The sequence below is a fragment of the Pseudomonas sp. NFIX28 genome (assembly GCF_900107395.1).
In the GTDB taxonomy this organism is placed as follows: Bacteria; Pseudomonadota; Gammaproteobacteria; order Pseudomonadales; family Pseudomonadaceae; genus Aquipseudomonas.
Genome location: NZ_FNPW01000007.1, coordinates 201,442 through 225,645, shown reverse-complemented (window position 1 = coordinate 225,645; position 24,204 = coordinate 201,442). Strand labels below are relative to the sequence as shown.

Here is a 24,204-nt window from a genome sequence, read left to right as displayed (position 1 = left end):
AGCCGCTGCCGTAGGCTGCGATAAGCCCGAAGGGCTTCAGCAATCTTGAGACCTTGCACGCCCTTCGGTCGCGATCGCAGCCTGCGGCAGCGGCTACAGGCTCATTCCTTGTTCCAGTTGAGGATCGCCAGGGTCAGCACGCCGGCCACGATGCCCCAGAATGCCGAGCCGATGGAAAACAGGGTCAGGCCTGAGGCGGTCACCATAAAGGTGATCAGCGCTGCCTCGCGCTCCTGCACTTGGCTCATGGCGATACTCAAGCCGTTGATGATCGAGCCGAACAGCGCCAGGGCGGCGATCGACAGCACCAGTTCCTTGGGCAATGCCGCGAACAGGGCCGCCAGGGTCGCGCCGAAAATGCCGGCGATGCCGTAGAAAATCCCGCACCAGACCGCCGCGGTGTAGCGCTTGTCGCGGTCTTCATGGGCATGCGGGCCGGTGCAGATTGCCGCGCTGATGGCTGCCAGGTTGATGCCGTGGGAGCCGAACGGTGCCAGCAGCAGCGAGGCGACGCCGGTGGCGGTAATCAGCGGCGAGGCCGGGACGTTGTAGCCGTCGGCGCGCAGCACGGCGACCCCGGGCATGTTCTGCGAGGTCATGGCCACCACGAACAGCGGGATGCCGATGCTGATGGTCGCCGCCAGGGAGAAGTGCGGGGTGGTCCAGACCGGCGTGGCGACCTGCAGGTGGAATTCGCTGAAGTCCAGCAGGCCCATGCCCCCGGCCAGCAACGTGCCGATCAGCAGCGCAGCCAGCACCGCATAGCGTGGCGACAGGCGCTTGACCAGCAGATAGCTGAAGAACATGCCCAGCACCAGGCCGGTGCGGTGCTGCGCGGCGACGAAAATCTCGCTGCCGATCTTGAACAGGATGCCCGCCAGCAGCGCCGCGGCGAGGGAGGCCGGGATGCGCTTGACCAGGCGTTCGAAACTGCCGGTGAGGCCGCAGAGGGTCACCAGCACGGCACAGGTGATATAGGCACCGATGGCTTCGCCGTAGCTGACGCCGGACAGGCTGGTAATCAGCAGCGCGGCGCCGGGGGTCGACCAGGCGATGGTGATCGGCGTGCGGTAGCGCAAGGACAGGCCGATGCTGCACACGGCCATGCCGATGGAAATGGCCCAGATCCACGAGGAGATCTGCCCGCTGGTCAGCCCGGCGGCTTGCCCGGCCTGGAACATCAGCACCAGGGAGCTGGTGTAGCCGGTCATCATGGCGATGAAGCCGGCGACTATGGCCGAGGGCGAAGTATCGGCCAGGGGGCGTAGCGGCGCGAGGGAGGCGTCGGACATGGAGCGCTATTCCTTTTCTGATGAAGACATCTGTCACCTCAAAGCCCGGCGCAGGGGCATTGGCTGACGAAAGCAGGGCCCAAGCCTAAACGTAAAAGTAACCATTCATTGCAATACAGCCAGGGCGGCAAATGGCCGTACAGTCGCGGCGAAAGCCTGCTGGCCATACAGTTATTGCGAATGCACCCCGTGGGTTGTGTACAATGTGCCATTGTTTTTACGCGATACTTGTCAGCGACCCACTGTGCCGTATTACAGTCACGGTCTATTCGCCGCAGTTCTCCCGACTCGAGTGCCCATGAACGAACAGTTGCAACCCCTCAAGAAACAACCGCGAGCCGGCAAGGCCGGTCGCAGCGGGACCCAGGACGATATTGTCTACGCGCATATCTTCGAGGCCATCCTCGAACAGCGCCTGGCGCCCGGCACCAAATTGAGCGAAGAGGCGCTGGGGGAAATTTTCGGGGTCAGCCGTACCATTATTCGTCGCGCCCTGTCGCGCCTGGCCCATGAGGGTGTGGTGCTGCTGCGGCCCAATCGCGGCGCGGTGGTGGCCAGTCCGAGTGTCGAGGAAGCCCGCCAGGTGTTCATGGCGCGCCGCCTGGTGGAGCGGGCGATTACCGAACTGGCGGTGCAGCACGCCACGGCCGAGCAGCTTTCCGAGCTGCGGCAGATGGTCAACGAAGAGCGCGACAGCTTCTCGCGCGGCGACCGCGGCGCCGGTATCCGCCTGTCTGGCGAGTTCCACCTGAAGCTTGCCGAAGCGGCGAAGAATGCACCGCTGATCAGCTTCCAGCGCAGCCTGGTGTCGCAGACATCACTGATCATCGCCCAGTACGAAAGCGGCAACCGCTCGCATTGTTCCTACGACGAGCACACCCAATTGATCGACGCCATCGAAGCCCGTGACGCGGAACTGGCGGTGAACCTGATGATGCATCACATGGATCACATCGACAGCAAGCTCAACCTCGACGAGGAAAGCGCTTCGGACGACCTGCACGCGGTGTTCTCGCACCTGCTGCAAACCAAGAAGCCGGGCCGCTCTCCCGCCAAGCTCTGAGGCATTGCAGCGGGCCCTTCGCGGGCAAGCCTCGCTCCTACGCGAACGTTGTAATCCGTAGGAGCGAGGCTTGCCCGCGATGACGGCCTGAAAGGCACAAAAAATCCCCCGGAATCCAACGATCACGGGGGATTTTTTTATGCCTGGAACAACCTAGCGCTGGTGCACCAGGTTGCCCGCGGCATAGGTCTGCGCCACGGTGCGGTCGTCGCCCAGGGTCATCAGCACGAACAGCGTTTCGGCGATGCTCTTGGACTGTTTCAAGCGATAGCTCAGCAGCGGCGTGGCGTTGTAGTCGAGCACCAGGAAGTCGGCGTCGGTGCCCGGTTGCAGGGTGCCGATCCGCTCTTCCAGGCGCAGTGCGCGAGCGCCGCCGAGGGTGGCCAGGTACAGCGACTTGAGCGGGCTCAGGCGCGCGCCCTGCAGCTGCATGACCTTGTAGGCTTCGTTCAGCGTCTGCAGCAGCGAGAAGCTGGTGCCGCCGCCAACGTCGGTGCCCAGGCCGACATTCAGCTTGTGCTTCTCGGCCATCGGCAGGTTGAACAGGCCGCTGCCGAGGAACAGGTTCGAAGTCGGGCAGAAGGCCACGGCCGAACCGGTCTGCGCCAGGCGTGCGCATTCGTCGTCGCACAGGTGCACGCCGTGGGCGAACACCGAGCGCTCGCCCAGCAATTGATAGTGGTCATACACGTCCAGGTAGCCCTTGCGCTCCGGGAACAGCTCCTTGACCCACTCGATTTCCTGCAGGTTTTCGCTGATGTGGGTCTGCATGTACAGGTCGGGGTATTCACCGAGCAATTGCCCGGCGAGGGTCAGTTGTTCCGGGGTGCTGGTCGGCGCGAAGCGTGGTGTCACCGCGTAGTGCAGGCGACCCTTGCCGTGCCAGCGCTCGATCAGCGCCTTGCTTTCCAGGTAGCTGGATTCGGCGGTGTCGGTCAGGTAGTCCGGGGCGTTGCGGTCCATCATCACCTTGCCGGCGATCATCCGCAGGTCGAGCTTCTGCGCCGCTTCGAAAAAGGCATCCACCGATTGCGGGTGCACGCTGCCGAACACCAGGGCGGTGGTGGTGCCGTTGCGCAGCAGTTCCTTGATGAAAATCTCCGCCACTTGCTCGGCATGGGTCGCGTCGGCGAACTGGCTTTCGCAGGGGAAGGTGTAGGTGTTGAGCCAGTCCAGCAGTTGCTCGCCATAGGCACCGATCATGCCGGTCTGCGGCAGGTGGATATGGGTGTCGATGAAGCCGGGGGTGATCAGCGCATCCTGGTAGTGAGTGATCTCGATATCGGCGGGCAGGCTGGCGAGTAGTTCGCTGGCGTGGCCGAGGGCGCTGATCTGGCCGTTGTCGACCACCAGCAAGCCATCCTCGAAGTACTCGTAGGAGGCTTCGATGCCGACCTCGGCGGGGTCGGCGATGCTGTGCAGGATGGCGGCACGGTAGGCTTTGCGAGTCAGAGGCATGAGGCAGTCTCGGTTCGTGGCTTTTTAATGGGAGGCATGGCTGCGGCGCGAAGCCGGCAGCAGTTTGGCAATGGGTTCGGCGCGGGCGCTGTGCTGGCCGAAATTGGCGTTATAGGTGGCGATGATTTCGCCGGCGATGGAAATGGCGATTTCCACCGGCAGCTTGCCTTTGACTTCACCCAGCCCCATCGGGCAGCGCATGCGTTGCAGCACGCCGCTGTCGAAACCGCGTTCGCGCAGGCGGTGTTCGAATTTTACCCGCTTGGTCTTCGAGCCGATCAGGCCGAAGTAGGCGAAGTCGTTGCGCTTGAGAAGCGCGGCGGTTAGCTCCAGGTCGAGCTGGTGATTGTGGGTCATGACGATGCAGTAGCTGCCAGGGGGCAGGTCATCGATTTCATCGACCGGCTCTTCGCTGACGATCTTGCGCACGCCATGGGGGATCTGTTCGGGGAATTCCTGTTCCCGCGAGTCGATCCAGCGCACTTTGCACGGCAGGCTGGCCAGCAGCGGCACCAGCGCACGGCCGACATGGCCGGCGCCAAAGACCGCGATCTGCGCCTGGACCTGGCCCATGGGTTCGAACAGCAACACCGTCACCCCGCCGCAGCACTGGCCGAGGCTGGCGCCGAGGCTGAAGCGCTCCAGGTGGGTGTCCTGCTTGCCGCTGGCGAGCATCTCGCGGGCGATCTGCATGGCCTTGTATTCCAGGTGCCCGCCGCCAATGGTGTCGAAACTCTGGCTGGCGCTGATGACCATTTTCGAGCCGGCGTTGCGTGGCGTCGACCCCAGCTCTTCGATGATGGTCACCAGCACGCAGGGTTCGCCGCGGGTTTGCAGGTCGGCGAGGGCGCTGATCCAGTTGTACATGTTTCACCTCAGCATTCGCTGTTGTCTGTTCGGCCGTCATCGCGGGCAAGCCTCGCTCCTACGGACGCGCGAATGGCGCACAACCTGTAGGAGCGAGGCTTGCCCGCGATGCGGCGCACCTCGATCTAGAGCGGGGCCAGTTCAGACTCGGCCTCGACGGCCTTCTTCACCTTCAACTGGCGCATCTGCTCGCAGCCCCACAACACCCGTTCCGGCGTGGCCGGGGCGTCGATCTTCGGCTGGTGCCGGTAATCGCCGAGGCTGGCCACGGCGTCCTTGATCGCGCACCAGGCGGCGATGCCGAGCATGAACGGCGGTTCGCCCACGGCCTTGGAGTGGAACACCGTGTCTTCCGGGTTCTTGCGGTTTTCCACCAGTTTCACGCGCAAATCCAAAGGCATGTCGGCAACGGCTGGAATCTTGTAACTGGCGGGGCCGTTTGTCATCAGCCTGCCCTTGGCGTTCCACACCAGCTCTTCCATGGTCAGCCAGCCCATGCCCTGGATAAAGCCGCCTTCCACCTGGCCGATGTCGATGGCCGGGTTCAGCGAGGCGCCGACGTCATGCAGGATGTCGGTGCGCAGCATCTTGTACTCGCCGGTCAGGGTATCGACTATCACCTCGGCACAAGCGGCGCCGTAGGCGAAGTAGTAGAACGGCCGGCCACGGGCCTGGGCACGGTCGTAATAGATTTTCGGAGTCTTGTAGAAGCCGGTGCTGGACAGCGAGACCTGGGCGAAATAGGCCTGCTGGATCAGCTCCTCGAAGCTCAGGATCTGGTCGCGGACGCGCACATGGCCGTTGTGGAATTCCACATCTTCCTCGCTGACCTTGTACTGCCGGGCGGCGAATTCGACCAAGCGCTTCTTGATGGTTTCGGCGGCATTCTGCGCGGCCTTGCCGTTCAGGTCAGCGCCGCTGGAGGCCGCGGTCGGCGAGGTATTGGGCACCTTGTCGGTGTTGGTCGCGGTGATCTGCACCCGGTCGATTTCCACCTGGAATACCTCGGCCACCACCTGCGCCACCTTGGTGTTCAGGCCCTGGCCCATTTCCGTGCCGCCGTGGTTGAGGTGGATGCTGCCGTCGGTGTAGACGTGCACCAGCGCACCGGCCTGGTTGAGGAAGCTGGCGGTGAAGGAAATACCGAATTTCACCGGTGTCAGCGCCAGGCCCTTTTTCAGGATCGGGCTGTTTGCGTTGTAGCGACGGATCGCCTCGCGGCGCTCGGCGTACTGGCTGCTGGCTTCCAGTTCGGCGGTCATTTCCTCGAGCATGTTGTGCTCGACGGTCTGGTAGTAATGGGTGACGTTGCGTTCGGTCTTGCCGTAATAGTTGGCCTTGCGCACCGCCAGCGGGTCGAGGGCCAGATGGCGGGCGATGGCGTCCATCACTTCCTCGATGGCGACCATGCCTTGCGGGCCGCCGAAACCACGGTAGGCGGTGTTCGACGCGGTGTTGGTCTTGCAGCGATGGCCGTTGATGGTGGCATCGCCCAAGTAATAGGAGTTGTCGGCGTGGAACATCGCCCGGTCGACGATCGAGGCCGACAGGTCCGGCGAGCAACCGCAGTTGCCGGCCAGCTCCAATTGGATGCCGTGCAGGCGACCGCTGCTGTCGAAACCGACGTCGTACTCGATATAGAAGGGGTGGCGCTTGCCGGTCATCAGCATGTCTTCGACCCGCGGCAGGCGCATCTTGGTCGGCTGGCCGGTGAGGTGCGCGATCACGGCGCACAGGCACGCTGGGCTGGCGGCCTGGGTCTCCTTGCCGCCGAAACCACCGCCCATGCGGCGCATGTCGACCACGATCTTGTTCATCGACACGTCCAGCACCTCGGCCACCAGTTTCTGCACTTCGGTGGGGTTCTGGGTCGAGCAGTAGACGATCATGCCGCCGTCTTCGGTGGGCATCACCGAGGAAATCTGCGTTTCCAGGTAGAAGTGTTCCTGGCCGCCGATGTGCAGCGTGCCCTGCAGGCGATGCTCGGCACTGGCCAGGGCCTTGGCCGAGTCGCCGCGCTGATGGGTGTGGCTGTCGAGGACGAAGTGGCGTTTGCGCAGGGCTTCGACCACGTCCAGCACCGGTTCCAGGTCCTGGTATTCGATGATCGCCGCCATGGCCGCCTTGCGCGCGGTGTCCAGGTCGCGGGCGGCCACGGCCAGCACCGGCTGGCCGACGAACTGCACGTCGTCGATGGCCAGCAGCGGGTCGCCGGGCAGCAGCGGGCCGATGTCCTTCAGCCCCGGAATATCCTTGTGGGTGATGACGATGCGCACACCGTCGAAGGCGTAGCAGGGGGTGGTGTCGATGCTGAGGATCTTGGCGTGGGCACGGTCCGAGAGGCGCGCATACACATGCAGCTGGTTGGGGAATTCCAGCCGGTCATCGATGTACACCGCTTCGCCGGACACATGCTTGGCGGCGCTGTCGTGCTTGACGCTGCGCCCGACGCCGGTGGTCAGGTCCTGTTGAAACAGGGCGCTCAGTTCGGCTTGAGTCTTCTCGACTTTGTGATGATTAGACATAAGCGGTCACCCGAGTCTCGATGTGCGGTGTTTGCAGTTCGATGAAGTATTTGCGCAGCAGGTTCCGGGCGCTGAGCAGGCGGTATTCCTTGCTGGCGCGGAAGTCCGAAAGCGGGGTGAAGTCCTCGCCCAGGGCGGCGCAGGCACGCTCGACTGTGGTCTCGTTCCAGGGCGCGCCGAGCAGCGCGGCTTCACAATGCTGGGCGCGTTTCGGGGTGGCGGCCATGCCGCCGAAGGCCACGCGGGCGTCGGCGATCACACCGTTTTCGATGCGCAGGTTGAACGCCGCGCAGACCGCGGAAATGTCGTCGTCCAGGCGCTTGGACACCTTGTAGGCGCGGAACAACTGCTGGGCGCTGGCCCGCGGCACGATGATCTTCTCGATGAACTCGCTGTCCTGGCGCGCGGTGACGCGGTAGTCGATGAAATAGTCTTCCAGGGCCAGGGTGCGGCGGGTGTTGCCTTTGCACAGGACGATCTGCGCGCCCAGGGCGATCAGCAAGGGCGGCGAGTCGCCGATGGGCGAGGCGTTGCCGATGTTGCCGCCCAGGGTGCCCTGGTTGCGGATCTGCAAGGAGGCGAAGCGCTGCAGCAGTTCGCCGAAGTCCGGGTACTCGGCCTTGAGGGCGTCGTAGCAGTCGGAGAGGGGGGTGGCGGCACCGATTTCCAGACGGTCGTCGAAGCGCTCGATGCGTTTCATTTCGGCGACGTTGCCAACGTAGATCATCACCGGCAGTGGACGGTGGAACTGCGTGACCTCCAGCGCCAGGTCGGTGCCGCCGGCCAGCAGCCGGGCTTGCGGATAGGCGTCATACAGGTCGGCCAGGTCGCTGATGGTCAGCGGCACCAGGCAGCGTTTGTCGCCACTGTTGAGCTCGCCGGTGTCGCTGGGGGCGATGGCCTTCAGGCGGGCGATGGTCTCGGCTTCGCGGGCGTCGAACTGGTCCGGCTGCTTGGCGCAACAGGCCTGCTCGGCGGCGGCGAGGATCGGGCGGTAGCCGGTGCAGCGGCACAGGTTGCCGGCCAGGGCTTCGTGGGCCTTGTGCGAATCGGGCTGCTCGGAGTTCTTTTGCAGGGCGAACAGCGACATGACGAAACCCGGTGTACAGAAGCCGCACTGCGAGCCGTGGCACTCGACCATGGCTTTCTGCACGCTGTGCAACTGGCCCTGGTGCTTGAGGTCCTCGACGCTGATCAGCTGTTTGCCGTGCAGCGACGAGACGAAGGTCAGGCACGAGTTGAGGCTGCGATAACGGATGTGCTCCGTGCCCGCGTCGTCGGTCTGCAATTCGCCGACCACCACGGTGCAGGCACCGCAGTCGCCACTGGCGCAGCCTTCTTTGGTGCCGGGCTTGCCCAGGTGCTCGCGCAGATAATTGAGCACCGTCAGGTTCGGGTCCAGGGTGTGCTCGCTACGGAGTTCCTGGTTGAGTAAAAACTGGATCACGGAAGGCCTCGCAGACTCATTATTGTTGTTAACCGACTTGGGCCGAATTTAGTCATGTCTGACTTTTCGGTCAACGATTTTCTGACTTAAGGGTCAGGAAATTGCTTTTTGCCGATCAACACGCGCTTTCAAACAGTATTGACCCTCCCGGGTCACCGTGCTTTTTGCTTATTCCGTGCCAAATTCAGGCCCTTGGGCACTCCGCGATGGGGTAGCAATTGCGCTACACTGCGCCGCTTGTACAGATCGATCAGTTTGAAGGAAAACCATGACGTTCAAGGCGCCGGACAGCCTCGCCGAGCAAATCGCTCACCACCTCGCCGAACGCATCATTCGCGGCGAGCTCAAGCCTGGGGAGCGCATTCAGGAACAGAAGGTCACGCTGGCCCTCAACGTCAGCCGCGGTTCGGTCCGCGAGGCCCTGCTGATCCTCGAGCGCCGTCACCTGATCGCGATCCTGCCGCGTCGTGGCGCCCATGTGACCGAGCTCACCCCGCACAAGGTGCAGAGCCTGTGCACGCTGATGAGCGAGCTGTACATCCTGCTGGGCAATTCGGTGGCCAACGGCTGGGAACTGCAAGCCGACATGGCGCCGTTCCTGCAGATCCAGCAACGGCTGATCGCCGCCTACGAGCGCCAGGACATCCGCAGCTTCGTCGAAGACAGCTTCAACGTGATGCGCGCCGCCTATCCGTTCGCCGACAACCCGTACCTGCAGGAAACCGTCGAGAACCTGCAGCCGGCGATGAGCCGTGCCTATTTCCTGGCCCTGGAGCAGCGCAAGGCGGAAATGAGCGAATTCCTCGACCTGTTCGAGCAACTGCTGGCCGCCGTGCTGGCCCGTGACCTACCGACGATCCGCCTGGTGCTGACGGCCTATGCCCGGCGCAGTTGCGATCTGGTGGTCGCCGCCTTGACGGTTGCCTGAGCGTGCGGCTCAAGTGCATCAAGCTGGCGGGGTTCAAATCCTTCGTCGACCCGACCACGGTGAACTTCCCCAGTAACATGGCGGCGGTGGTCGGGCCCAATGGCTGCGGCAAGTCGAACATCATCGACGCCGTGCGCTGGGTGATGGGCGAAAGCTCGGCCAAGAACCTGCGCGGCGAGTCGATGACCGACGTCATCTTCAACGGCTCCACCAGCCGCAAGCCGGTAAGCCAGGCCAGCATCGAGCTGGTCTTCGACAACTCCGACGGCACCCTGGTCGGCGAGTACGCGGCCTACGCGGAAATTTCCATCCGCCGCAAGGTCACCCGCGACAGCCAGAACAGCTATTTCCTTAACGGCGCCAAGTGCCGCCGTCGCGACATTACCGACATCTTCCTCGGTACCGGCCTGGGGCCGCGCAGCTACTCGATCATCGAGCAGGGCATGATCTCCAAGCTGATCGAGGCCAAGCCGGAAGACCTGCGCAACTTCATCGAAGAAGCCGCCGGGATTTCCAAGTACAAGGAGCGCCGCCGGGAAACCGAAAACCGCATCCGCCGTACCCACGAAAACCTGGCGCGCCTGACCGACCTGCGCGAAGAGCTGGAGCGCCAGCTCGAACGCCTGCACCGCCAGGCCCAGGCTGCCGAGAAGTATCAGGAATACAAAGGCGAGGAGCGTCAGCTCAAGGCCCAGTTATCGGCGCTGCGTTGGCAGGCGTTGAACGAGCAGGTCGGGCAGCGCGAGTCGATCATCGGTAACCAGGAAGTCAGTTTCGAAGCGCTGGTGGCGGAGCAACGCAATGCCGATGCCGCCATCGAGCGCCTGCGTGACGGTCACCATGAGCTGTCCGAACGCTTCAATCTGGTGCAGGGGCGCTTCTATTCGGTCGGCGGCGATATTGCCCGGGTCGAGCAGAGCATCCAGCACGGCCAGCAGCGTTTGCGCCAACTCCAGGATGATTTGCGCGAGGCCGAGCGCGCGCGCCTGGAAACCGAATCTCACCTGGGCCACGACCGCACCTTGCTGGCCACCTTGGGCGAAGAGCTGGAAATGCTCGAGCCCGAGCAGGAAGTCACCAGCGCCGCGGCCGAAGAAGCGGCCGCGGCCCTGGAAGAAGCCGAAACCACCATGCACGGCTGGCAGGAGCAGTGGGACAGTTTCAACCTCAAGTCCGCCGAGCCGCGGCGCCAGGCCGAGGTGCAGCAATCGCGCATCCAGCAGCTAGAGGGCAGCATGGAGCGTCTGGGCGAGCGCCAGCGACGCCTGGTGGAAGAGCGCGCCTTGTTGGCCGCCGATCCAGAAGACGCGGCGATCCTCGAGCTCAACGAACAGCTCGCGGCCAGCGAGGCGACCCTGGAAGATTTGCAGGCCAGCGAAGACGGCCAGGTCGAGCGCCTGGAGCAGCTGCGTCAGGAGCTGCATCAGGCGACCCAGGCCCAGCAGCAGGCCCAGGGCGAATTGCAGCGTCTCAACGGTCGCCTGGCTTCGTTGGAAGCCTTGCAGCAGGCGGCGCTGAACCCGGGGACCGGCGCGGCGCAATGGCTGCAGGAGCAGCAACTGGCCGATCGTCCGCGCCTGGCCGAAGGCTTGAAGGTCGAGGCAGGTTGGGAGCTGGCGGTGGAAACCGTGCTCGGCGCCGACCTGCAGGCGGTACTGGTCGACGATTTTGCCGGTTTCGACCTGGCCGGCTTCGAGCAGGGCGACCTGCGCCTGCTCCAGCTGGCGGGCGAGGGCGCGCGGATACCCGGCAGCCTGCTGGACAAAGTCGATGCCCAGGTCGATCTGGCGCCCTGGCTGGGCCAGGTCAAGCCAGTGGAAAGCCTTGAACAGGCCCTGGCGTTGCGTGGCCAATTGGCGGCCGGCGAGAGCCTGATCAGCCGCGACGGGTTCTGGGTCGGCCGGCATTTTCTGCGGGTACGCCGGGCCAGCGAAGCGGAAAGCGGCATGCTCGCGCGCAACCAGGAAATCGAACAGCTGAGCCTGGAGCGCGACGAGCGCGAAGCCAGCGTGGAAGACCTGGAAACCCGTTTGCAGAACCTGCGTGCGCAACAGCGCCAGCAGGAAAATGGTCGCGAAAACCTGCGGCGCCTGCTGCAAGACGAAGCCCGTCAGCAAGGTGAATTGAAAGCCAAGCTTTCCGCCGGCAAGGCCAAGGCCGAACAACTGGCCCTGCGCCGCACGCGCCTGGATGAAGAAGTGGCGGAGCTGGGCGAGCAACGCGCCTTGGAACATGAGCAAATCGGCGAAGCTCGGCTGCAACTGCAAGAAGCCCTCGACAGCATGGCCCTGGACACCGAGCAGCGCGAGTTGCTGCTGGCCCAGCGCGACAGTTTGCGCGAGCGCCTGGACCGGGTGCGCCAGGAGGCGCGCCAGCACAAGGATCATGCTCATCAGTTGGCGGTACGCCTGGGGTCGCTCAAGGCCCAGCACGACTCGACCCGCCAGGCCCTGGAGCGCCTCGAGCAGCAATCGGAGCGCCTGACGGAGAAGCGCGAGCAGCTCAGCCTGAACCTGGAGGAGGGTGCCGCGCCACTGGAAGAGCTGCGCCTGAAGCTCGAGGAATTGCTGGAAAAACGCATGACCGTCGACGTCGAGCTCAAGAGCGCGCAGATCGCCATGGAGGACGCCGACCGCGAATTGCGCGACGCGGAAAAACGTCGGACCCAGGCCGAGCAGCAATCGCACTTGATCCGTGGCCAGCTCGAACAGCAGCGCATGGAATGGCAGGCATTGAGCGTGCGCCGCAAGACCTTGCAGGATCAATTGCTGGAAGACGGCTACGACTTGCAGGGTGTGCTCGCCACCCTGACCGAACAGGCCAGCGAGAAAGAGGCCGAGGAAGAACTCGAGCGAATTGCCGCACGCATCCAGCGCCTGGGGGCGATCAACCTCGCGGCCATCGATGAGTACCAACAGCAGTCCGAGCGCAAACGTTATCTGGATGCCCAGGATGCCGACCTGGTGGAGGCCCTGGAAACCCTGGAAAACGTGATTCGCAAGATCGACAAGGAAACCCGTAATCGCTTCAAGGATACCTTTGATCAGATTAACGGCGGTTTACAGGCACTCTTTCCAAAAGTTTTCGGTGGCGGCAGCGCTTATTTGGAACTGACGGGCGAAGATCTACTCGATACAGGGGTAACGATCATGGCGCGTCCTCCAGGGAAGAAGAACAGCACCATTCATTTGTTGTCCGGCGGTGAGAAAGCATTGACCGCCCTGGCGCTGGTATTTGCCATCTTCAAGTTGAATCCGGCGCCGTTCTGCATGCTCGACGAAGTTGACGCACCGCTGGATGACGCTAACGTTGGACGCTACGCAAGGCTGGTTAAAGAGATGTCGCAGACGGTGCAGTTCATCTATATCACCCACAACAAGATCGCCATGGAAATGGCCGATCAATTGATGGGCGTGACGATGCACGAGCCTGGCTGTTCGCGCCTGGTAGCCGTGGATGTCGAGGAGGCGATGGCGATGGTGGACGCCTGATATCCGGCGACCAAAGCCGGTATGTAAGTGACAAGTAAGAGGTTTTTACCTGTGCCGAGTACTGGCTGATCGACATATTGAATGAAGCCGTTGCGACAGACGGTGTAAAGTTGTCTTTGGTCGTGCTAGTTTAATGTCAATTTTTCCTCTACGTGGGCAAAAGGCCAGTCAGAACATAGAGTTGGCGCCACGTTTTAAAGCGGTTTGCAGTTTGCTAAACCTCTTATTTTTCAGCATTTTTCATAGAGGCACGGGATTACATGGAAATCGGTCTGCGCGAGTGGCTGATCGTCATCGGCATCATTGTCATTGCCGGTATTCTTTTTGATGGCTGGCGCCGTATGCGCGGCGGCAAAGGAAAGTTGAAATTCCGCCTGGATCGCAGCCTGTCCAACCTGCCGGACGACGACAGCAGTGCCGAACTGCTGGGCCCGCCCCGTGTGCTGGATACCCATAAGGAACCGCAACTCGACGAGCACGACCTGCCGTCGATGAGCGCGCCGGCGCGCGAACCGCGCGAGTCCGGCTCCAAGCGTGGCAAGCGTGCCAGCGAGCCGCAACAGGGCGACCTGAACCTCAACCTGGATCTGGACGGCGGCCCGAGCTTCAGCAGCCGCGACGACGACTTCCCGGATGAAACCAAGGCTTCCGGCTACGCCGACAAAGACCAGCCGCAAGCTGAAGAGGTGCTGGTAATCAGCGTGATCTGCCGTGATGCCGGCGGCTTCAAGGGCCCGGCGCTGTTGCAGAACATCCTGGAAAGCGGCCTGCGTTTTGGCGAGATGGATATTTTCCACCGTCACGAAAGCATGGCCGGCAATGGCGAAGTGCTGTTCTCCATGGCTAACGCGGTCAAGCCGGGCGTATTCGACCTGGACGACATCGACCACTTCAGCACCCCGGCGGTGAGCTTCTTCCTCGGCCTGCCAGGCCCGCGTCATCCGAAGCAGGCTTTCGACGTGATGGTGGCCGCGGCGCGCAAGCTGTCCCAGGAGCTGAACGGCGAGCTGAAGGACGACCAGCGCAGCGTGCTGACCGCCCAGACCATCGAGCACTACCGTCAGCGCATCGTCGAGTTCGAACGTCGCGCCCTGACCCAGAAGCGCTGAGCGCTTCGCGAGCCAGCCGCTCCCGCATGACCCTCGGCCTGCCGGAGCGGGCTCGCGATAGGGCCGAAGGCCCACCCGGACAAATATTGAGCAGCCTAGGCTGCTCTTTTGCTTTATGAGAGAACACCATGACCTCCGTCGAAACCCGCATTCTTGAGCTGCGCGCTGAGCTGGATCAGCACAACTTTCGCTACCACGTACTCGACGAGCCGAGCATTCCCGACGCTGAATACGATCGCCTGTTCCATGAGCTCAAGGCACTGGAAGCCGAACACCCGGAGCTGGTCAGCAGTGACTCGCCCACCCAGCGCGTCGGCAGCGCTGCGCTCTCGGCCTTCACTCAGGTGCGCCACGAAATACCCATGCTCAGCCTGGGCAACGCCTTCGAAGAAACCGACATGCGCGAGTTCGACCGCCGGGTGACCGAGGGTCTCGACCTGCCGGTGGGCGATCTGTTCGGCGGCGGCGCGGCGGTGGAATACAGCTGCGAGCCGAAGCTCGATGGCCTGGCGGTCAGCCTGCTGTATCTGGACGGCGTGCTGGTGCGCGGCGCGACCCGCGGCGACGGCACCACCGGCGAAGACATCAGCGTCAACGTGCGCACCGTGCGCAACATTCCGTTGAAGCTGCATGGCAGTGGCTGGCCGGCGACGCTCGAGGTGCGCGGCGAGGTCTACATGTCCAAGGCCGGGTTTGAGCGGCTCAATGCCGCGCAACTGGAAGTTGGCGGCAAGACTTTTGCCAACCCGCGTAACGCCGCGGCGGGCAGCTTGCGCCAGCTGGACTCGAAGATCACCGCCAGCCGTCCGCTGGAATTCTGCTGTTATGGCATCGGCCAGGTCACCGCTGACATTGCCGACACCCATATCGGCAATCTGCAACAGCTCAAGCAATGGGGCATGCCGGTCAGTCGCGAATTGAAACTGGCCAAGGGCATCGAAGAATGCCTGGATTACTACCGCGATATCGGCGAGCGCCGGAATGGCTTGCCGTATGAAATCGATGGCGTGGTGTTCAAGGTCAACAGCATTGCCTCGCAGCGTGAGCTGGGCTTCCGGGCTCGCGAGCCGCGCTGGGCGATCGCTCATAAATTCCCGGCGACGGAAGAGTTGACCGAACTGCTGGACGTGGAATTCCAGGTTGGCCGCACCGGCGCCGTAACCCCGGTGGCGCGCTTGAAACCGGTCAAGGTGGCGGGTGTCACCGTCTCCAATGCCACCTTGCACAACATGGACGAAGTGGCGCGCCTGGGCCTGATGATCGGCGACACCGTGATCATCCGCCGCGCGGGCGATGTGATTCCGCAAGTGGTGCAGGTGGTGACCGAGCGCCGGCCGCCGGATGCGCGCCCGGTGCACATTCCGCAGACCTGCCCGGTGTGCGGTTCGCATGTCGAGCGCACGCAACTGATCAAGCGCAGCAAGGGCAAGGAAACCATCAGTGAAGGCGCGGTGTACCGCTGTGTCGGCCGCCTGGCCTGCGGCGCGCAGCTCAAGCAGGCGATCATTCACTTCGTTTCCCGCAGGGCGATGGATATCGAGGGGCTGGGCGACAAGACCATCGAACAGCTGGTGGACGAAAAACTCATTGGCTCGCCGGCCGACCTCTACAAGCTCAAGTACGAACAGATCATCGACCTGGAAGGCTTTGCCGAGGTCTCCAGCAACAAGCTGCTCAAGGCCATTGCAGACAGCAAGAAACCGGGCCTGGCGCGCTTCATCTACGCCCTGGGCATTCCCGATGTGGGCGAAGAGACAGCCAAGGTCCTGGCGCGCTCCCTGGCCTCTCTGGAACGCGTGCAGCAGGCCTTGCCGGAAGTGCTGACCTATCTGCCGGATATCGGCCTGGAAGTGGCTCACGAAATTCATAGCTTCTTCGAGGACAGCCATAACCAGCAGGTGATCAGCGCTTTGCTCGATCCGCAGCAGTGCGCGCTCGAGCTGCAGGACCAGGGCGACCTGGGCGCCGAGTTCGCTGCCAGCACCACCCTGGGCGGCATGCTCGACAAGCTGGACATTCCATCGGTGGGGCCGGGTGCAGCGCAGAAGCTGGCGGACAAGTTCGCGACCCTAGACGGCGTGGTCAAGGCGGACTGGCTGGACATGCGCCAGACCCTGCCGGAGAAGCAGGCCAAGGCGGTGCGCGAGTTCTTCGACAACCCGGAAAACGCCGCTCGGGCGCTGGCCATCGAGGCGCAGCTGCAAGCCTTCGGCATGCACTGGCAGAGCGAAAAGAAAGTGGTGGAAGGGCTGCCGCTGGCCGGCCAGACCTGGGTGCTCACCGGCTCGCTGGAACTGATGAGCCGCGACGTGGCCAAGGACAAGCTGGAAAGCCTGGGCGCCAAGGTCGCCGGTTCCGTTTCGGCCAAGACCCACTGCGTGGTAGCCGGCCCCGGCGCCGGCTCGAAGCTGGCCAAGGCCAACGAGCTGGGCCTCAAGGTGTTGGATGAAGACGCCTTCGTGGCCTTCCTCGGCGAGCACGGTATCTCGGCATAACCCTGTGGCCGTTGCCGAAGGCTGCGATCGACCGCGCAGCGGGCGTTGCTCTGTCGGACGCCGGAAGGTCCTGCGGACCTTGTCGCAGCCTGCGGCAGCGGCTACATGGAATGGCGTTCCCCCGGCAGGAACGCCCTGAAGGCGATGGAACAATCGTCTCCTTCCCATGATCTAGTCTTGGCACGCCCAGGGAGAGATCGTCATGCACCGCTTCTTCGAACAGCTCAGTTCCCGTATCGCCGCGCCCTTTGTCCGTGAGAGCGGCCGCAACAGCAAGGTCTGGCCGTGTCGCTGCGGGCAGTCGCTGTTCTTTCGCAACAGCCAATGCCTGGCCTGCTCGGCGGCCTTGGGTTATCAGCCTGAGCAGAGTCGCTTGTCGTCGCTGCAGCCAGGGCCGGAGACCGATACCTGGCGGCTGGACGTCGATCCGCAAGCCGGGCTGTTCCGGCGCTGTGCCAACCTCGATACCCCGGCGGCCTGCAACTGGCTGCTGCCTGCGCATGCTGCCGGCACCTTGTGTGTGGCGTGCAGGTTGAACCGGACCATTCCCGATCTTGGCGTGCCGGAAAACCCCGAGCGCTGGCGCAAGGTGGAAATCGCCAAGCGCCGCCTGGTGGCGCAACTGGTCAGCCTGGGGTTGCCGCTGATCGCCAAGGCCGAGGATGAAGAGGCCGGCCTGGCTTTCGATTTTGTCGGTGTCGATTTGCAGGGCAGGGCACCCATGACCGGCCACGCCAACGGTTTGATCACCCTCGATATCAAGGAGGCCGATGACGCCTATCGCGAGCAGGTTCGAGTGCAGATGCACGAACCCTATCGCACCTTGCTCGGCCATTTTCGGCATGAGGTGGGGCATTACTACTGGGATCGCCTGATCGCAGGCAGCCATTGGCTGGAGCCCTGTCGCGCGCTGTTCGGCGACGAACGCGCAAGCTACGCCGAAGCCCTGGACCGGCATTATCAACAGGGCGCGCCCAACGATTGGTCGCAGACCTATGTCAGCGCCTACGCCACCATGCACCCCTGGGAGGACTGGGCGGAAACCTGGGCCCATTACCTGCACATGATGGACGCGGTCGATACCGCGCTGGGCTTCGGCATGAGCGCCCGGGAGATGGACTTCGACTACCAGCCATTCCCGCTGGATGCCCTGTACGACCCGCAGCACCCGGGCGGCCCGGCGTTCCTGTCTTTCATCAACGCCTGGATCGAACTGGCGGGCATGCTCAACGAGCTGTCGCGCAGCATGGGCCAGCCGGACTTCTATCCCTTTGTGTTACCGCCAGCGGTGATCGCCAAGCTGCACTTCATCCACCTGGTGATCCAGCAGGCCGGCGGCAAGGCCGACGAAGCACTCGAACAAGCCTGACGGCACGGGCTGCTTCTGTAGGCGTGAAGCTTGCTCGCAATGCAAGCGACTCGGCCCGGCAGAAGACCGTGGCGATGCTTTCGCGAGCAAGCTTCGCTCCTACCAAGGGCGGTTAGCGGCTGGTGCGCACGCCATCGAGCAAGGCATCGACCACTGCGCGAGCCATCTCCACGGAATGCACCATGGACCAGATCAGCCCGCGTTCGATGCCGCTGCCCTGTTCGGTGATTTCATCCGAGACTTCTTCGGCGCATTTGAGCAGTAGCGAGACATGCATCAAGGCTTCTTCGGCATTCACCCCGGCCTGCACCGCGAACAGCGGCCGTTGTTGGGCGTCCTGCAGGCCGAAGGGCTGGCTGCGGGTTTCTTGCAGTTGCGCCAGCAGCGGTTGCTTCTGGTCATGGAGCGACAGGAGCAGGGAGGCATTGGCTGCATCCAGTTCCGGATCGCGTAGTCGGCGCGGGGCAGTGAAGGGTGGGTCGGGGACGAGCTTTTTCATGTGGGTACCTACGACTCTCTGAAAGGTGAAAGCCGCCAGTCTCGCTTCCACACGAGAGGGTGGCAGCCATGCGTGGGTGTGGAAGACCGGGGAGTCCTTGGTACCCAAAGCCCGGCGCACTCGAAAGTGCCCCACGCATGGTCGCCATAACACGGATCTGCGGACATAAAACGCCAGCAGCCGCTGTTGAGCGCTGTACCAATGACTCTTCCAGACTTCCACATCCGGGTCGCTGAAATTGCAGCGACCCCCGCAGACTGCCCGATCAAATTCAGGGGTACAACCCGCCCAAAGGCGTTCCGGAGTTTCTAGGAAACCCCTTACAAAACAAAGCGAAAAATCGACGGCCAGCTCGCCGCAAAACTGCCATCTCACTTATACGCGGTCCTTGTAGCCGCTGCCGCAGGCTGCGATCGGGCGCGAAGCGCCCGCCAGGCCGGGAGGTGCGGTGTGTCAGGGAAATGGAGGGGGCAGGTTGGGCGTCTCCTGCGGAGCCGATCGCAGCCTGCGGCAGCGGCTACAGGGTCGGCGTTGCGTTACAGGGCGGTGTTGCATTTGGGCTGGAAGTTGCGCCCGCAGCAATGGGTCTGGAACGCGGTGCGGTGTTTGCGGCGCGCTTTGTAGCCGCTGCCGCAGGCTGCGAACGGGCGCGGAGCGCCCGCCAGGCCAGGCGGCGTGGTGGGGCAGGGAAATGGAGGGTGCGGGTTTGGCGTCTCCTGCGGAGCCGATCGCAGCCTGCGGCAGCGGCTACAGGAATCGACAAGCAAGTGGGGTAATGATCCAAGTGCTTGAAGCGGTTCAGATTTTTTAATCCTTACAGAGCGGTTGTAACTTCGCCGCAGATAGGTACAATGGCGCGGCTCGCCGTCAGGTGAGCGTCGTTATGGTGACCCCATTGGTCCCCTCGCAACGATCAGCCGTGAACCCGGTCAGGCCTGGAAGGGAGCAGCCGCAGCGGTGACATTGTGTGCCGGAGTGTGGCTGGTGGGGTTGCCACCTATCTAAAAAACCGTTGTAAATCAACGTGTTATTAGTCAAAAATTCTCGAAGTGTGACAGCGTTTAAGTACATCCAAGTGGTGCACTGTGCTGGCGATTTTAACCTTTCCGTTTTTCGTATGCTATCAGAGCAATCCTGATTCTCCGTCGCACGCAGAAAGTCCCGTGATAACGGATGGCGTTTATTTTTTGTGTTTGTTGTCGAGACTCTAGGGCGATCACCCCTTGCATTGGCTCAGGGTGATCGTATTCCTGGGGGGGGGGAGAAGCGGAGGAGCAATCTCCTCCGGCTACTCTTTGTGCGACTCACATGGTTGGACAGCTACGCCAATGGGAGCACACATGCTCGAGACGCCCGAAGCGCATCCGAGTATATGTAGTCACAAACACTGATTTGACTGGAGACATACGTCACCTCGTACACAGGTTTGTGAGGGCGATAGGAAATTACCCTTGTTGTGCTACACTCCAGCTGCTTGGACACAACGGTAATCGGTAGAGGGACGCCCTCGACTTCCTTGCCGTATCGCCTTCCCGTAGAGCTTGTATGCGATCTTTAACCATTTACCTTTTCCAGAGGTGGTTATCGAAAGCAGCAATCTCAGCGAGAGAGCAGTGTCTGCCACCGCCTCGATTCAAGTCCTTCGACCAGATGGATACCTTGAATCGGGGCGTTTCTTTTATTGGCCACCTATGTCGGCAGAATTGACATAAGTGGCGCAGACTCTTCTCATATCAGTTCATCCTCCGCCTTTGCGGGTGGCGATGCTGCCATTGTGTCTCGATAGTTTTGAAGGATGAACTCAGTCATCTTGATAACTGATGCCCACTGCCTTGCATCCATGTTGTCCGGCAAATTAATTGATCCATCATTCATGCCCATGATTGGTATAGGGATGTGGATCATTCCGGGCTTGGCATGGGGGTGGGGGTGGTGTGACGATGTGCTGGGCGTTGGCGCTAGTTCCGCAGTGGCTGGCAATGGTTTTGCTGTTTTTTTCTTGGCGGTTCCGACCGGAGCTGCGGGGGCCTTTACGTGAGGGCTGACGAAAATACCCGCGCTTTTAGCGGCACTGAGGAAAAAGGCGACAGATTTTGTAAGCGTCGATCCGGAAATATCGTATTGACGAAACTTGTCGGCCATTTGATTCGATGTTGCATTACGAAGGTTGAATGTCCCATCGGAAACAAATGTGTAGGAGCGTTCAATCATTTCTTTGAGTAATGATTTCGTTTGATCCTGATCTGCAGCGATATACGACTCAAGTAGAGTTGTAGGGGCATGCTTCTCATCAATCAGGTCGAACCATTTGAAGGTTGCAAGCAGTGCTGATTGTTCTGATCCAGAGCGTTTCTGTAGCGTGCTTCGGTCAATAACCGCAGGCATAACCTCGTGATCTTTCAGTTCATTCAACAAGCTTTCAAAGCTGCGGTACGAGGTGTATGGGGGCCGGACAATTTTGTCGTTCATGTCTGCGAATCTGCTGTCATGGTTGGCTATGTGCTTATCTTAGTTTCCGCATTGTGCAGTCTGCAAGTGGGTTTTCTCCGTTGTTCGCCTTTATGCGTTAACTGATAGTGTTGTTTGAGAAGGTTGCTGATAGTTATTTATATATAAATCAATAAGTTAGTATGATTCAGCATAGGATATTTTTTTTTGCACAAAAATCATAGATTCGTGGATTTTTTCACTGGTCGCTGATTTTTGTGTGTTTCAGGCGAGTTTTTTCGGTTGTCTGGGCTGCAAATGAGGACTGGCCGCATCGTCGTGTGATTCACGCGGTAGTATGAGGGGGGGGCGGATCGAGGGGGCGTGCTGGAAATATCCCTGCCCCGCCAAAATTTCGGGTGCACTTCGAAAGTCGTTTGGTTTTGCGGTAGGAAAAATAATCCGGTGGTTTTGCCCGAGGTGCTTAGCCAAGTGCGAGGGGGGTAAATGAGAGCCGCTGCTTTTCTAAAATAAGTTGAAGCAACCATCTCCAGGTCATAGATGTGACGAAGCCCGCCGAAGCGGGCTGAGTGAGGCTACAAAACGAGGGAAGGATCAAGCCTTGTTCCAGTGACGCTTGACCGTGGCGATGCCGATGGATAGTTCTGCCGCTACCTGAGCCTGTGTCCTGTCTTGTGCCTTCAAACGTTGAACTGCGGTGGTGGTGTCGGTTGCCTCTGGACGTCCCAGCTTTTTCCCTTCTGCTTTGGCACGAGCCAATCCCGCCTGAGTACGCTCAATCAGCAAGTCACGTTCAAACTCAGCCACTGCACCCAACACCTGCATGGTCATCTTGCCTGCTGCTGATGTGAGGTCTACGCCGCCAAGGGCGAGGCAGTGAACACGGATGCCGTTAGTAGCCAGATGTTCAACGGTTTGACGCACATCCATGGCGTTACGGCCTAGACGGTCAAGCTTGGTAACGATCAGTACGTCAGACGATTCCATACGCTCCAAAAGCTTCTGGAAGCCGGGGCGCTCCTTGGCTGCAATGCTGCCTGAGATTTTTTCCTCGACTACTCGCTTCGATTGCACATCAAAGCCAGCGGTTTTGACCTCTTGCACTTGGTTCTCTGTGAACTGGCCTGATGTCGAGACGCGGGCATAAAGGAAGGTGCGGGACATCGGGCTTCTCCAGAAGGGATCATTTAACGTGGCATCAATGTATCAGGGTATCGATAAACGATAAACCCTATTTAGATGATGCCAAATTGAGGCCTGATGGACAGGATCGTTTAACGACCGTTTGATGATCCCGATGAAATCAAACGCAGCATCACCTACCTTGACCTATGGCAAATTGATGCTATCTGTTCTTGCGGGGTTGGAAGTTACAGAGAGCAAACTCAATGCGATCGCTTCTCATCCACTAGTTTCAGAACCAACGCCACCAAGGACAGAATATGTTTACTGATATCAAGCCCGGACCAAAGCCTGCACGAGACGACGGCAAAGACGACAGAAGGCGTCATGTAAACCCAGAAAACAAACCGAAGCATCCAACCCTACCGGTTCATAAGCCATCCAAGTAAATGGCAGGTCGGTTCAGATACATGCAGTGGGGCGACCAGCAGGGTTATGCCAATTCGTTTTGGTATTTGAATTGGAGCTGGGTTCGCTCCACTGCTTGGCGACACCGTAAAGCTAGCCTGCACTTACAGACGCTACTCTTGCAAAGGTATTCCTTCCAACATGCAGCAACTCTGACAAGGTCAGAGATGGGGGGGCGGAGATGCATCGGCAGCATGCACGACTCTCGATCATTGGCAGAATAGTGTTTGCTTTGAGCATTAGAGCCCAATATGCGGAGCAATGGAAAATGGCCTATTCTCGAAATTCCATCACTACGGACTAACAATGGAGGTTGAATATGGCGAGCATACTTATCACCTACGATCTGAGAGCGCCCGGTAGGAATTACAATGAATTATACGAGGGAATAAAGGCGCTAGGATCATGGTGGCACTGTTTAGACTCAAACTGGATTGTCAGCACTAACCTTACAACTGTTCAAGTTAGGGACCGGCTCGCAGTCTATTTAGATGGAAACGATAAATTGCTAGTCGTGGCCTTGGCAGGCCAAGGAGCGTGGGTAGGGTTTGATAAGGAGTGCTCAGACTGGCTCGCACAGAACCTATAGGAGGCTCGTAGGGCTATAGCCGTGAGGCGGTTCCTCACGGTACTGGCTCACACATAGCTTCAAACCGCTCCTTGTGGGGCGCATCACAGAATCTAATTGCAGCCAAAGCCTGAAACGCCTGACCAATACCGTCATAGGAGATTTCGGTAATAGGTAATTTACCTAAAGGCCCTCAAGCAGCTCCGACAGCGATACTCCCAATCCATCGGCAAGAACTTTGGCGGCATCCAGACTAGGGTTGGCGGTCCCGGTCTCAATGCGAGACATGTATGTCCGAACGAACCCGCACCGATCAGCAAACGCTTCCTGACTGAAGCCCTGATTGGTGCGAAGCTCTCGAATTCTTTGGCCGAAGCCCTTTCTCAGATTTTGATTTGGTTGCATTCCCAGATGATGGTCGGATGTATCCTGGTCGTGAACACACTGATTGATGACACACCAAGTGATACAATGGCATCATCACCAATCGATCAACTGCGATCAGCTTGCACCTCAAAAGGGATGACCCATGAACGAAAAACTGTTTTTTCTAACCAGCCAGAAGAAAAACACGAGTCACATCTTGCACCTGCTGCTCTGTATCCCAACTTTTGGCCTGTGGCTGATCGTGTGGTTCATCGTTGCTTCGAGCAATCAAAGCCACAACAAGAAACTCGACAAGCAAATCAATCAGATCATGCACTACAAGACGCAGGGTCTGAGCGATTCCGACACCTACCGACAGATCAAGTCAGATAAATTGACCAGTGATGTCATTCAAGGAAGGGTGATATTCGTGGTTCTGGTTGTTGTGTTCCTCTACTTCTACCTGCGGTAGTTGTCCCACACTGAAAGCGGAGTTGGTTGGAATGCTCTCTCTGCTCCGCTAGAGTGTTTGCACCGAAAGCTGGGCTTAATTGGTTGCACATCAAGGCGGTAAGCCTTGGAGGTTAGGGGATGATATTTATTATCATTCATCCCCAATTTTATAAGTAGATAATCAATATTGAATGGATCTCATGATTCAGAGTTGGGGTGATGTAGTGTGAAGCTGC

General features: G+C 60.5%; 16 protein-coding genes and 1 other RNA gene. 8 read left to right on the top strand and 9 right to left on the bottom strand.

The window, feature by feature from the left end:
• Nucleotides 1-101 precede the first annotated feature (101 nt).
• Nucleotides 102-1,292, bottom strand: a complete 1,191-nt coding sequence (locus tag BLV20_RS15915; protein ID WP_092302998.1) for a benzoate/H(+) symporter BenE family transporter — start codon at nucleotides 1,290-1,292, stop codon at nucleotides 102-104.
• 298 nt (nucleotides 1,293-1,590) lie between these two features.
• Between BLV20_RS15915 and BLV20_RS15910 the strand changes: the two genes are divergently transcribed.
• A complete protein-coding gene (locus BLV20_RS15910) occupies nucleotides 1,591-2,355 on the top strand; it encodes a GntR family transcriptional regulator (RefSeq protein ID WP_092302996.1) in 765 nt (254 codons plus the stop codon).
• Nucleotides 2,356-2,508: 153 nt separating this feature from the next.
• Here BLV20_RS15910 and guaD read toward each other — a convergent pair whose 3' ends face one another.
• The 4 genes from guaD to xdhA form a co-directional block, all read right to left on the bottom strand.
• Nucleotides 2,509-3,813 carry a guanine deaminase gene (gene guaD, locus BLV20_RS15905; RefSeq protein WP_092302994.1) on the bottom strand — a complete coding sequence of 435 codons (1,305 nt, stop codon included), beginning with the start codon at nucleotides 3,811-3,813 and terminating at the stop codon, nucleotides 2,509-2,511.
• Nucleotides 3,814-3,837: 24 nt separating this feature from the next.
• A complete protein-coding gene (gene xdhC, locus BLV20_RS15900) occupies nucleotides 3,838-4,680 on the bottom strand; it encodes a xanthine dehydrogenase accessory protein XdhC (protein WP_092302992.1) in 843 nt (280 codons plus the stop codon).
• Between the two features lie 125 nt (nucleotides 4,681-4,805).
• Nucleotides 4,806-7,205 (bottom strand): xanthine dehydrogenase molybdopterin binding subunit, encoded by a 2,400-nt coding sequence (gene xdhB / locus BLV20_RS15895; RefSeq protein WP_092302990.1) that lies wholly within the window; start codon nucleotides 7,203-7,205, stop codon nucleotides 4,806-4,808.
• Entirely contained in the window at nucleotides 7,198-8,652 is a 1,455-nt protein-coding gene (gene xdhA, locus BLV20_RS15890) for a xanthine dehydrogenase small subunit (protein ID WP_092302988.1), read from the bottom strand. The genes xdhB and xdhA overlap by 8 nt, the downstream gene beginning before the upstream one ends.
• Nucleotides 8,653-8,920: 268 nt before the next feature.
• Between xdhA and BLV20_RS15885 the strand changes: the two genes are divergently transcribed.
• From BLV20_RS15885 to BLV20_RS15865, 5 genes are all read left to right on the top strand, one after another.
• Nucleotides 8,921-9,580, top strand: coding sequence for a GntR family transcriptional regulator (locus BLV20_RS15885; protein WP_009042939.1), 660 nt, complete (start codon nucleotides 8,921-8,923; stop codon nucleotides 9,578-9,580).
• Nucleotides 9,581-9,582: 2 nt separating this feature from the next.
• Nucleotides 9,583-13,071, top strand: a complete 3,489-nt coding sequence (gene smc, locus BLV20_RS15880; RefSeq protein WP_092302986.1) for a chromosome segregation protein SMC — start codon at nucleotides 9,583-9,585, stop codon at nucleotides 13,069-13,071.
• A gap of 260 nt (nucleotides 13,072-13,331) precedes the next feature.
• Nucleotides 13,332-14,180, top strand: a complete 849-nt coding sequence (gene zipA, locus BLV20_RS15875; protein WP_007922364.1) for a cell division protein ZipA — start codon at nucleotides 13,332-13,334, stop codon at nucleotides 14,178-14,180.
• Between the two features lie 128 nt (nucleotides 14,181-14,308).
• Complete coding sequence (gene ligA / locus BLV20_RS15870; protein WP_092302984.1) at nucleotides 14,309-16,675, top strand: NAD-dependent DNA ligase LigA; 2,367 nt, start codon at nucleotides 14,309-14,311, stop codon at nucleotides 16,673-16,675.
• Between the two features lie 202 nt (nucleotides 16,676-16,877).
• Nucleotides 16,878-18,044 (top strand): zinc-binding metallopeptidase family protein, encoded by a 1,167-nt coding sequence (locus tag BLV20_RS15865; RefSeq protein WP_092302982.1) that lies wholly within the window; start codon nucleotides 16,878-16,880, stop codon nucleotides 18,042-18,044.
• Nucleotides 18,045-18,156: 112 nt separating this feature from the next.
• On the opposite strand, the gene BLV20_RS15860 is transcribed toward BLV20_RS15865, so the two are convergent.
• Nucleotides 18,157-18,543 (bottom strand): DUF6124 family protein, encoded by a 387-nt coding sequence (locus BLV20_RS15860; RefSeq protein ID WP_092302980.1) that lies wholly within the window; start codon nucleotides 18,541-18,543, stop codon nucleotides 18,157-18,159.
• Nucleotides 18,544-19,436: 893 nt separating this feature from the next.
• On the opposite strand from BLV20_RS15860, the gene ffs reads away from it, so the two are divergent.
• An RNA gene (ffs, locus tag BLV20_RS15855) (signal recognition particle sRNA small type) lies at nucleotides 19,437-19,533 on the top strand.
• A 738-nt stretch (nucleotides 19,534-20,271) separates the two neighbouring features.
• On the opposite strand, the gene BLV20_RS31015 is transcribed toward ffs, so the two are convergent.
• The 3 genes from BLV20_RS31015 to BLV20_RS15840 all read right to left on the bottom strand — a co-directional run bounded on the left by BLV20_RS31015 (nucleotide 20,272) and on the right by BLV20_RS15840 (nucleotide 23,554).
• Entirely contained in the window at nucleotides 20,272-21,012 is a 741-nt protein-coding gene (locus tag BLV20_RS31015) for a DUF5343 domain-containing protein (protein WP_139192710.1), read from the bottom strand.
• 573 nt (nucleotides 21,013-21,585) lie between these two features.
• Nucleotides 21,586-22,155: a recombinase family protein gene (locus BLV20_RS15850; RefSeq protein WP_092302978.1), complete on the bottom strand. Its 570-nt coding sequence runs from the start codon at nucleotides 22,153-22,155 to the stop codon at nucleotides 21,586-21,588.
• A 1,177-nt stretch (nucleotides 22,156-23,332) separates the two neighbouring features.
• Complete coding sequence (locus BLV20_RS15840; RefSeq protein ID WP_092302974.1) at nucleotides 23,333-23,554, bottom strand: helix-turn-helix domain-containing protein; 222 nt, start codon at nucleotides 23,552-23,554, stop codon at nucleotides 23,333-23,335.
• Nucleotides 23,555-23,678: 124 nt separating this feature from the next.
• On the opposite strand from BLV20_RS15840, the gene BLV20_RS15835 reads away from it, so the two are divergent.
• Entirely contained in the window at nucleotides 23,679-23,987 is a 309-nt protein-coding gene (locus BLV20_RS15835) for a hypothetical protein (protein WP_092302972.1), read from the top strand.
• Nucleotides 23,988-24,204: the final 217 nt, after the last annotated feature.

What these genes read in the sequence shown, in the direction of transcription:
- BLV20_RS15915 (WP_092302998.1), bottom strand. Translation starts at nt 1,292, where the DNA reads ATGTCCGACGCCTCCCTCGCGCCGCTACGCCCCCTGGCCGATACTTCG.
- BLV20_RS15910 (WP_092302996.1), top strand. Translation starts at nt 1,591, where the DNA reads ATGAACGAACAGTTGCAACCCCTCAAGAAACAACCGCGAGCCGGCAAG.
- guaD (WP_092302994.1), bottom strand. Translation starts at nt 3,813, where the DNA reads ATGCCTCTGACTCGCAAAGCCTACCGTGCCGCCATCCTGCACAGCATC.
- xdhC (WP_092302992.1), bottom strand. Translation starts at nt 4,680, where the DNA reads ATGTACAACTGGATCAGCGCCCTCGCCGACCTGCAAACCCGCGGCGAA.
- xdhB (WP_092302990.1), bottom strand. Translation starts at nt 7,205, where the DNA reads ATGTCTAATCATCACAAAGTCGAGAAGACTCAAGCCGAACTGAGCGCC.
- BLV20_RS15885 (WP_009042939.1), top strand. Translation starts at nt 8,921, where the DNA reads ATGACGTTCAAGGCGCCGGACAGCCTCGCCGAGCAAATCGCTCACCAC.
- zipA (WP_007922364.1), top strand. Translation starts at nt 13,332, where the DNA reads ATGGAAATCGGTCTGCGCGAGTGGCTGATCGTCATCGGCATCATTGTC.
- ligA (WP_092302984.1), top strand. Translation starts at nt 14,309, where the DNA reads ATGACCTCCGTCGAAACCCGCATTCTTGAGCTGCGCGCTGAGCTGGAT.
- BLV20_RS15865 (WP_092302982.1), top strand. Translation starts at nt 16,878, where the DNA reads ATGCACCGCTTCTTCGAACAGCTCAGTTCCCGTATCGCCGCGCCCTTT.
- BLV20_RS15860 (WP_092302980.1), bottom strand. Translation starts at nt 18,543, where the DNA reads ATGAAAAAGCTCGTCCCCGACCCACCCTTCACTGCCCCGCGCCGACTA.
- BLV20_RS31015 (WP_139192710.1), bottom strand. Translation starts at nt 21,012, where the DNA reads ATGAACGACAAAATTGTCCGGCCCCCATACACCTCGTACCGCAGCTTT.
- BLV20_RS15850 (WP_092302978.1), bottom strand. Translation starts at nt 22,155, where the DNA reads ATGTCCCGCACCTTCCTTTATGCCCGCGTCTCGACATCAGGCCAGTTC.
- BLV20_RS15840 (WP_092302974.1), bottom strand. Translation starts at nt 23,554, where the DNA reads ATGCAACCAAATCAAAATCTGAGAAAGGGCTTCGGCCAAAGAATTCGA.
- BLV20_RS15835 (WP_092302972.1), top strand. Translation starts at nt 23,679, where the DNA reads ATGAACGAAAAACTGTTTTTTCTAACCAGCCAGAAGAAAAACACGAGT.